We start from the raw sequence: 2,118 nt of genomic DNA, 5'->3' as shown, positions 1-2,118 counted from the left end.
GGTAAKWGYWCWMYYAKSYRMKMTASMYHTTHATDTTATAAATDTAAATTDTATTTTATTTTATAATTTAAACTTATAGAAGTACATAAGTATAAATAGTGTTAAAATTATTATAGTAAATTATAAAAAAGTAAGTAAATTCATAATAATTAAGATATAGCATGATTTTATAGCTATAATTAAAGTTATATAAAATAAATTATAAATATCAGGGGGAGCTATGATTTTAAAGGTAGATGATACTTATCATAGAAAGGTTATGAATTATTTAAAAAAAGAGCCTGATTTTAACTTGTTTATAATAGGGGATATAGAGAGGTATGGATATGATAATTACTTTTTAGATATTTGGGCAGGTATAGATAAAAAAGGGCGTATAGAAGGTGTATTATTAAGATATTTTGAATATCTGATATTTTACTCTCAAGGAAATTTTAATATAGATGAATTTTCAGAGCTTATTAATAGTTTGAATTATTTAGAGATAAGTGGAAAATTAGAGCTTTTAAAAAAACTACAACCTAAATTAGGTATATATCCAAAGAGAATCGTGAATTTCTGTGTACTTGATAATATAAATAAGTTAGATGATAATGGTGTAAGCATAAAACCTAAAAAAATAAGGTTTGGAAATATAAATAAAGTAGCTAAATTATATGAATCTATTGATGAATTTGAAAATACAACTGTAGAAAATATAAAAAATGGACTTAAAACTGGAAGAGGTTATTGTATAGAAATAAATAAAAAAGTAGTTGCAATGGCTAAAAGTACTCTAGAAACTAGAACTCATGCTATGATAGTAGGTGTTGGTACTCATCCAGATTTTAGAAATAGGGGTCTAGCTACAAAATGTGTAGTAAAAATATGTAAAGAAATAATAAATGAAAATAAAATACCATGTCTTTTTTATGATAATATAGAAGCAGGAAAGATATATAATAAACTTGGATTTAAAGAAAGAGGATATTGGGGTATATACGGCAAATAAAAAGTAATATGTGTAACTGTATATATATAATAGTTTTGGAGGATTAACATATGTATAAAATAGGAATTGACGTAGGTGGAATGAGTATAAAAGCTGGTCTTGTAGATGATGGTGAAATAATTAAAAAGTCTATTAAAGAAACTAACAAATCTGGTGGAGCAGATAACATGATTGATGATATAACGCAATTAGTTAATAATCTTCTAGATGAAAGCGGGCTATCTATAGAAGAAATATCAAGTATAGGGATAGGTTTCCCAGGAGTAGTTACAAGTGGAGGAAGAGTAAGTTGTGTAAACTTAGGCCTTGATAATGCTTTAATTGTATCTCAATTAGAAAAAAACTTTAAAGGAACTCATGTTAAAGTGGGTAATGATGCAAATGTTGCAGCACTTGCTGAATATGCTTATGGAAGTATGAACGGATACAACAGTGGAGTAATGATAACTCTAGGGACTGGAGTAGGCGGAGGAATTGTAATCGATGGAAAATTAATAATTGGTGAAAATGGAGTAGGTGCAGAGATTGGTCATACTATGGTTGCTACAAATTATTATGATTGTAACTGTGGTAACAATGGATGCTTCGAAACGTTTTGTTCAGCTACTGCTATAATAAAGTATGCACAAAAACTATTAGAAAAAAATAGAAAAAGTATAATAAGAGATATGTGTGAAAATAATATAAATAATATAACTGCAAAAATGGTATTTGATGCATACAAAGAGAATGATGAAGTAGCGCTTGAAATAGTAAATAGATTTAAAAAGTATTTAGCTATAGGAATTGCAAATATAGTTAACTTTATAGACCCATCAGTTATATCTATTGGTGGTGGAGTTTCTAATGCTAGTGATATACTTTTAGATGGATTATCTGAAGCTGTAAAACAACATCTTCCATTTAAGAAGACTGAAATAGGTGATATAGTTATTGCTAAATTTAAAAATGATGCAGGTATAATAGGTGCATCAGCTTTATAAAATTTAATAATTTTTTTAGGATGTTATTTGTAGCATCCTTATTTTTATATGTTGAATATTAAAGTATGGAATGCATACTATATAAAATAAAAATKATATAATCTACATAAGGTAATTTAGTATTATTAAATATTTAATATTATG

2 protein-coding genes are annotated in these 2,118 nt (G+C 26.5%); both read left to right on the top strand.

Annotated elements, in window-relative coordinates:
* Positions 1 to 220: 220 nt before the first annotated feature.
* On the top strand, positions 221 to 991 hold the full coding sequence (locus G3997_RS07460; RefSeq protein WP_296645016.1) for a GNAT family N-acetyltransferase: 771 nt from the start codon (positions 221 to 223) through the stop codon (positions 989 to 991).
* Between the two features lie 50 nt (positions 992 to 1,041).
* Positions 1,042 to 1,974 (top strand): ROK family protein, encoded by a 933-nt coding sequence (locus tag G3997_RS07455; RefSeq protein WP_296645013.1) that lies wholly within the window; start codon positions 1,042 to 1,044, stop codon positions 1,972 to 1,974.
* Positions 1,975 to 2,118 lie beyond the last annotated feature (144 nt).

Origin of the sequence: Romboutsia sp. 13368 (assembly GCF_018336475.1) — a bacterium.
Lineage (GTDB): Bacteria > Bacillota > Clostridia > Peptostreptococcales > Peptostreptococcaceae > Romboutsia.
Note: the sequence above shows the minus strand (reverse complement) of the source record. Positions and strands in the feature narration are given on the sequence as shown.

Excerpts from the sequence above, each read along its gene's own strand:
- G3997_RS07460 (WP_296645016.1), top strand. The coding sequence starts at position 221 with ATGATTTTAAAGGTAGATGATACTTATCATAGAAAGGTTATGAATTAT.
- G3997_RS07455 (WP_296645013.1), top strand. The coding sequence starts at position 1,042 with ATGTATAAAATAGGAATTGACGTAGGTGGAATGAGTATAAAAGCTGGT.